Here is a 6,262-nt window from a genome sequence, read left to right as displayed (position 1 = left end):
ACCCAACACGCAGACCCCCCCCCACCCCGATGATAACTCGATCCTCGGTTCCTCAGGTTCCGGCAAGTCCACGTTCCTGCGTTGCATCAACCTGTTGGAAAACCCGCATCAGGGCCAGATCCTGGTCGCCGGGGAAGAACTCAAGCTCAAGGCCGCGAAGAACGGCGAACTGGTCGCCGCCGACGGCAAGCAGATCAACCGCCTGCGCTCCGAGATTGGTTTTGTGATTCAAAACTTTAATCTGTGGCCGCACATGAGCGTGCTCGACAACATCATTGAAGCCCCGCGCCGCGTGCTCGGCCAGAGCAAGGCCGAAGCGATCGAAGTCGCCGAAGCGTTGCTGGCCAAGGTCGGCATCGCCGACAAACGCCACGCCTACCCGGCGCAATTGTCCGGTGGTCAGCAACAACGCGCCGCCATCGCCCGCACGCTGGCGATGCAACCCAAGGTGATTCTGTTCGACGAACCCACCTCCGCGCTTGACCCGGAAATGGTTCAGGAAGTACTTAGTGTCATCCGCGCATTGGCCGAAGAAGGCCGCACCATGCTGTTAGTGACCCACGAAATGGGCTTTGCCCGTCAGGTCTCCAGCGAAGTGGTGTTCCTCCATCAGGGGCTGGTGGAAGAGCAAGGATCGCCTCAGCAGGTGTTTGAAAACCCGCTTTCGGCGCGCTGCAAACAATTCATGTCCAGCAACCGCTAACGGAGCAACATGCATGCAGAATTTTAAAAAGGTCTTCCTGGCCGCCACCGTCACCCTCGCGTTCAGCGCCGGTGCCATGGCCGAAACCTTGAAGATGGGCATCGAAGCGGCTTACCCGCCGTTCAACAATAAAGACGCCAGCGGCCAGGTTGTCGGCTTCGACAAAGACATCGGCGACGCCCTGTGCGCGAAGATGAAAGTCGAATGCACCGTCGTCACTTCCGACTGGGACGGCATCATTCCGGCCCTGAACGCGAAGAAGTTCGATTTCCTGATTTCCTCGCTGTCGATCACCGAGGAGCGCAAGGGCGCGGTCGACTTCACCGACCCGTACTACTCGAACAAGCTGCAGTTCATTGCTTCGAAAAAAGATGTCGAATTCAAAACCGACAAGGACTCGCTCAAGGGCAAGATCATCGGTACACAGCGTGCCACCTTGGCCGGTACCTGGCTGGAAGACAACTTGCCGGGCGTCGATGTAAAACTCTACGACAACCAAGAGAACGCCTATCTCGACCTGACATCCGGTCGTGTCGACGCAATCCTCGCCGACAAGTACGCCAACTATGACTGGCTGAAAAGCGACGCCGGTAAAAACTACGAATTCAAAGGCGATCCTGTCGTTGAAAGCGACAAGGTCGGCATCGCTGTGCGCAAAGGCGATCCACTGCGTGAGAAGTTGAACGCTGCTCTGAAGGAAATCGTCGCCGACGGTACCTACAAGAAGATCAACGACAAGTACTTCCCGTTCAGCATCTACTGATCCTGACCTGCGGGACCGGCGCCGTGATCCGACGGCGCCGGCTCCCGGCCTTGCCTGCCGCGATTTGAAAAGAAATCCATGATTATCGACCTCTACGGATTCGGCCCGGCCCTCGCTGCCGGCGCGCTGATGACCGTCAAACTGGCGCTTACGGCCCTGTGCCTGGGACTGGTGCTCGGTCTGCTCGGCGCCTTGGCCAAGACTTCCCCGTACAAGCCGTTGCAGTGGCTTGGCGGTACTTATTCGACCCTGGTGCGTGGCGTCCCGGAATTGCTCTGGGTGCTGTTGATCTACTTCGGTACGGTCAACCTGATGCGCGCACTTGGTGAGTTTTTCGGCAACCCCGACCTTGAGCTCAATGCCTTCGCCGCCGGCGTGATTGCGCTGGGCCTGTGCTTCGGCGCCTACGCCACGGAAGTGTTCCGCGGCGCGATCCTCGCCATTCCCAAAGGTCACCGTGAAGCCGGCGTGGCTTTGGGTATGTCGAAATGGCGGATCTTCACCCGGCTGATCATGCCGCAGATGTGGCGTATCGCCCTGCCCGGCCTGGGCAACCTGTTCATGATCCTGATGAAAGACACCGCACTGGTCTCGGTCATCGGCCTTGAAGAAATCATGCGTCACGCGCAGATCGGCGTGACCGTGTCGAAACAACCGTTCACCTTCTATATGGTCGCCGCGCTGATGTACCTGGGCCTGACGGTCCTGGCGATGACCGGCATGCACTTCCTGGAAAAACGCGCCGCCCGCGGCTTCGCGAGGAGCGACTCATGAACTGGGAAGTCATCATCAAATGGCTGCCGAAACTGGCGCAGGGCGCACAGCTGACCCTGGAGTTGGTGGCCATTGCGGTGGTCGTCGGCTTGCTGCTGGCGATTCCGCTGGGCATCGCCCGCTCTTCGAAGCTGTGGTACGTGCGCGCTTTGCCCTACGCCTACATCTTCTTTTTCCGCGGCACGCCGCTGCTGGTGCAACTGTTCCTGGTCTACTACGGCCTCGCGCAGTTTGACGCCGTCCGCGCGAGCGCAATGTGGCCGTACCTGCGCGATCCGTTCTGGTGCGCCACCGCGACCATGACCCTGCACACCGCCGCGTATATCGCCGAGATTCTGCGCGGCGCGATCCAGGCAATTCCACCGGGCGAAATCGAAGCAGCGCGAGCGCTGGGCATGTCCAAGCCGAAGGCGATGTTCTACATCATCCTGCCGCGTGCCGCGCGCATCGGCCTGCCAGCCTACAGCAACGAAGTGATCCTGATGCTCAAGGCCAGCGCGTTGGCCAGTACGGTGACCCTGCTGGAACTGACCGGCATGGCCCGCACGATCATCGCCCGTACCTACCTGCCGGTAGAAATTTTCTTCGCTGCTGGCGTGTTCTATCTGTTGATGTCCTACGTGCTGGTGCGCGGCTTCAAGCTGCTGGAGCGCTGGTTGCGCGTCGATGCCTGCCAAGGGCGCTGAAACTTCCCACGTGCTGACGGGCGAGGAGCTACTCGCCCGCTTCACCGCACTGGATGCATTTCTTACAACGCATCAGGCGTTGTGGAAACCTCGACCGTTCACTCATCTGCAACTCCCTTGGGAAACCTCCTACCCGCAGTTGGCCGCATGGCTACGCGCCCGTTCGCTGGAAGACGCGGAAAACGCCCATAACCACCCCGCCGACTTGCTCGATGCGCCGGAGCCTTTTGCCTCATTGGCGGCGTTGTCGGCTACGTTGAGTGCAGTCGGTGAACTGCAGGCGCATGCGCTGAAGGCGGCGGGCCACCGATTGAACGTCGATGTTCCGGGACGCAAGTGGCAGCAGATCGAAGCGTTTGCCAGTCGCCTGACATTCGTCGAGCAACCGACCCATTGGCTGGACTGGTGCTCCGGTAAGGGCCATTTGGGGCGTCGCTTGCTCGGTATTGGCCAACAACTGACCTGCATCGAATACGACCCGGCATTGGTGGCGAGCGGTCAGGCATTGAGCCAGCGCCATCAGCTGCACGCCCTGCACGTCGAGCAAGATGTCCTCGCGCCAAACGCAGCATCAGTATTGAACGTCGGACATACACCCGTCGCCCTGCACGCCTGCGGCGACCTGCATGTACGGCTGATGCAACTGGCCAGCGCTGCCGGATGCCAACAAATGGCAATTGCTCCGTGCTGCTACAACCGCATCAGTCGCAGCGAATATCAGGCACTGTCCTCGGTCGGTTTGCGCTCGGTCCTACAGCTTTCGCTCGAAGATCTTGCCCTGCCGATGAGCGAAACCGTCACCGCCGGTGCACGCGTCCGACGCCAACGCGACACCTCAATGGCCCGGCGCCTGGCTTTCGACCTGCTGCAACGGCAAGTACGCGGCATCGACGAATACCTGCCCACCCCTTCGCTGCCCAGTGCCTGGCTGGACAAACCGTTTGCCGATTACTGCCAGGATCTGGCCGCACTCAAAGAGTTATCCACAGTCGGTACGCAGGATTGGCCGGCACTGGAAGCCTCCGGCTGGCAGCGGTTGGCCGAAGTGCGCAATCTGGAACTGCTGCGCGGATTGTTCCGACGACCGTTGGAGCTTTGGCTGAATCTGGATCGAGCACTTTTCCTCAGCGAAAAGGGCTATGTCGTACGCCTCGGGACCTTCTGCGACAGCGCACTGACTCCGCGTAATTTTCTGTTGCTGGCTGAGCGGGCTTAAAACCTATCCACCCTGTGGATAACTCTGTTGATGGAATTGTCGCGGATCCAATATCTACGGCTGTTTCACCATCGCAACAGCGCTGTTCATTTTTTGTTCATATAAATAAAAAACCTGCAAAACAGCGATTTGCGAACAAAATGAGAACGGCTCCACAAAATCGGGCGGGATGATGGAGTGCAGGTAATCCGTTGTGCATAAGGTTTCGAGCAAAAGGGCATAACCGGGGAGTTTTTGGGGTTTGCAGAGGGGTAATCGGAACCCTGCCACCGGGTTGGTTACATCGCCAAGAAAGCGATTCAGCAGCGCTCGCTACTGCACCGAACTCGTCGAATTTAAGAATCGCACAGGGCAAAACAAGCCTGATTCAGACCTTCGTAAAAATAGTCTGAATTCAGGGGTTTACAGAACCAACCCAATCGCTATAATCGTCGCCCACAACGCCGGTATAGCTCAGATGGTAGAGCAACTGACTTGTAATCAGTAGGTCCCGGGTTCGATTCCTGGTGCCGGCACCATACAAAACGAAGCCCTTGCGGAAATGCAGGGGCTTTGTTGTTTCTGGAGTGTCCACATTTTGTCCACGCTGAACCTCAATGGGCCCAAGTGCACTGCCTATTGCGCAATTCTCAGCAGGCACTTTGAAATTATGGCTGAGCAATAATTATTGCCCAGCCATAATTTTCATTAAAACTCCCCCGCCACTACCTGGCCACGATTGCGCTCGCCCCCTCCCCAAGCTACCGTCTAACCCGTCGCTGCCAATTCGGCGACCGGGCCTGATAACCCGAGTAAGATGCAGGCGCACCAGCGCCCCAACCCACGTTTGCCGGCGCTTTTTTCGTGCTCGCATTTCCGTGTAATGGCGGCTGTGCGTGGGAGACCTTCGGGTCTGCCGGGTTCCTGTATCTCCGGTTTATCAGCCTGCGCATAGCTGCCACCCAATCGTCTGATAACGAAGTGGCGGCTCTCATTTGATACAGGGAGTTTCACAAATGAATAGCATCAATCCGTCAAAGATCTGCCCGGTCATACCTTCCCACCGTCCAGCAAACGGCAGGTGAATCCCATGACCGATCTCCAGGATCTGAAAACCCCCGGCCTTACCCATTTCTCGTACCAATCCAACCACGCACTGTTTCGCACAAGCGCCGGCGTTCCGGTGACTACCGCCCTTTCCCATGCCTCGCATCTGCTGCACATCTCAAAACTGCTGACGTCGGATACTGACGTTGCGCGCGATCCCGACCTCCACGCCTGTGCCTCGCAATACTTGCAGGAGTTAAGCAAGGCGTTGATCGATGACGCGGTAAAAGTGCTGGGTACGCCAAGTCCAAAGATCTAAACCGTAGCCCACAGAAAAGCCCTCGCATCGCTGCGAGGGCTTTGTAAAACAGCAACGATCAGTGCCCCGCGCTCTGCCCACCATCCACATGCAGAATCTCGCCCGTCACAAACGCCGCGTTATCCAGATACACCACTGCCTGCGCAATGTCCTCAATCTCGCCCATATGCCCGACCGGGTGCAGCGCGCCCAATGCTGCGTGGGTTTCTTCGCCATGCATCGGGGTTTTGATGATGCCCGGCGATACTGCATTCACCCGAATCCCGCGTTTGGCGTATTCGATGGCCAGGGATTTGGTAGCGGCATTCAGGCCGCCCTTGGTCAGGGAGGCGAGCACCGATGGCACGCCGTCGATGGCGTGGTCGGTCAGGCTGGTGGTGATGTTGACCACGTGGCCCTGGCCCTGTTTTTCCATCTCGGCGATGGCCAGTTGGGTGATGTAGAAGAAGCCGTTGAGGTTGACTGACAGTACCGTTGCGTAGTCTTCCGGGGTGTAGACGGTGAAGGGCTTGGCGACGAAGATGCCGGCGTTGTTGATCAGTGTGTCGATACGGCCGAAGCGGGCAACGCCTTCGCTGATTATGCGCTGGGCTGTCGCTGGATCGCCGATGTCACCGGCAATGGTCAGAATCTGCGGATCGCTCGATGGTTTGATCGAACGCGATGTGGCGACGATGTTGTAGCCCAGTTCGCGGAAGGCTTTGACCATGCCGTCGCCCAGACCTTGGGAGGCGCCGGTGATGACGACGGTTTTCTTGAAGTTGCTCATGATGGG

Annotated in this window: 7 protein-coding genes and 1 tRNA gene; 7 read left to right on the top strand and 1 reads right to left on the bottom strand. The window is 58.4% G+C overall.

Annotated features, from left to right (window positions below):
• The 7 genes from ACIOZM_RS23955 to ACIOZM_RS23925 form a co-directional block, all read left to right on the top strand.
• Positions 1-703: ABC transporter ATP-binding protein (locus ACIOZM_RS23955; RefSeq protein ID WP_401218101.1), on the top strand; the 703-nt coding region annotated here is incomplete at its 5' end.
• Positions 704-716: 13 nt separating this feature from the next.
• The gene (locus ACIOZM_RS23950) at positions 717-1,466 is read left to right on the top strand and encodes an ABC transporter substrate-binding protein (RefSeq protein WP_401218098.1); all 750 of its coding nucleotides are present in this window, start codon (positions 717-719) and stop codon (positions 1,464-1,466) included.
• Positions 1,467-1,544: 78 nt separating this feature from the next.
• Positions 1,545-2,240, top strand: coding sequence for an ABC transporter permease (locus ACIOZM_RS23945; protein ID WP_401218096.1), 696 nt, complete (start codon positions 1,545-1,547; stop codon positions 2,238-2,240).
• Positions 2,237-2,926 (top strand): ABC transporter permease, encoded by a 690-nt coding sequence (locus ACIOZM_RS23940; protein ID WP_401218093.1) that lies wholly within the window; start codon positions 2,237-2,239, stop codon positions 2,924-2,926. Before ACIOZM_RS23945 ends, ACIOZM_RS23940 begins: the two co-directional genes overlap by 4 nt.
• The gene (locus ACIOZM_RS23935) at positions 2,907-4,142 is read left to right on the top strand and encodes a methyltransferase (RefSeq protein ID WP_401218090.1); all 1,236 of its coding nucleotides are present in this window, start codon (positions 2,907-2,909) and stop codon (positions 4,140-4,142) included. The genes ACIOZM_RS23940 and ACIOZM_RS23935 overlap by 20 nt, the downstream gene beginning before the upstream one ends.
• A gap of 442 nt (positions 4,143-4,584) precedes the next feature.
• A tRNA-Thr gene (locus ACIOZM_RS23930) sits at positions 4,585-4,660 on the top strand.
• A 551-nt stretch (positions 4,661-5,211) separates the two neighbouring features.
• The gene (locus ACIOZM_RS23925; protein WP_401218087.1) at positions 5,212-5,487 is read left to right on the top strand and encodes a DUF3077 domain-containing protein; all 276 of its coding nucleotides are present in this window, start codon (positions 5,212-5,214) and stop codon (positions 5,485-5,487) included.
• A gap of 58 nt (positions 5,488-5,545) precedes the next feature.
• Here ACIOZM_RS23925 and ACIOZM_RS23920 read toward each other — a convergent pair whose 3' ends face one another.
• Entirely contained in the window at positions 5,546-6,256 is a 711-nt protein-coding gene (locus tag ACIOZM_RS23920) for an SDR family NAD(P)-dependent oxidoreductase (RefSeq protein WP_401218085.1), read from the bottom strand.
• Between the last annotated feature and the right edge of the window lie 6 nt (positions 6,257-6,262).

Origin of the sequence: Pseudomonas sp. NPDC087346 (genome assembly GCF_044744235.1) — a bacterium.
Lineage (GTDB): Bacteria > Pseudomonadota > Gammaproteobacteria > Pseudomonadales > Pseudomonadaceae > Aquipseudomonas.
Note: the sequence above shows the minus strand (reverse complement) of the source record. Positions and strands in the feature narration are given on the sequence as shown.

Bases quoted from the DNA above. Each gene is read 5' to 3' on its own strand.
- ACIOZM_RS23950 (WP_401218098.1), top strand. From the start codon at position 717: ATGCAGAATTTTAAAAAGGTCTTCCTGGCCGCCACCGTCACCCTCGCG.
- ACIOZM_RS23945 (WP_401218096.1), top strand. From the start codon at position 1,545: ATGATTATCGACCTCTACGGATTCGGCCCGGCCCTCGCTGCCGGCGCG.
- ACIOZM_RS23940 (WP_401218093.1), top strand. From the start codon at position 2,237: ATGAACTGGGAAGTCATCATCAAATGGCTGCCGAAACTGGCGCAGGGC.
- ACIOZM_RS23935 (WP_401218090.1), top strand. From the start codon at position 2,907: ATGCCTGCCAAGGGCGCTGAAACTTCCCACGTGCTGACGGGCGAGGAG.
- ACIOZM_RS23925 (WP_401218087.1), top strand. From the start codon at position 5,212: ATGACCGATCTCCAGGATCTGAAAACCCCCGGCCTTACCCATTTCTCG.
- ACIOZM_RS23920 (WP_401218085.1), bottom strand. From the start codon at position 6,256: ATGAGCAACTTCAAGAAAACCGTCGTCATCACCGGCGCCTCCCAAGGT.